Annotated in this window: 1 pseudogene; it reads right to left on the bottom strand. The window is 44.5% G+C overall.

The annotated features are described in order from the left end of the window. Positions 1-21: 21 nt before the first annotated feature. A pseudogene (locus AC23P2_RS31410) lies at positions 22-245 on the bottom strand (hypothetical protein); the annotation flags it as partial.

Raw genomic sequence — 245 nt, 5'->3', positions numbered from 1 at the left:
CTTTCCTTCCTCCAATGCCTTTTATTCACTTCTGGACGTTAAGGTAACCTCTTGCGGCTTAGGCAAGAATTGGTACAAAGTGGCAAGGCCAATAACAATCGCTGCCTCTACCCAGCGTACCCATGTCCAACCCAATAGCGGTTTGATATTACTGAATGGTTCATCGGGAATTGAGGCCAAAATTTGGTCTGTTTTTAGGGATACTTCGTCGTCCGTGAGATTATCCTCTTTACCTTCAATCAGTA

It is taken from the genome of Runella sp. R0.1_18, assembly GCF_057652155.1.
Note: the sequence above shows the minus strand (reverse complement) of the source record. Positions and strands in the feature narration are given on the sequence as shown.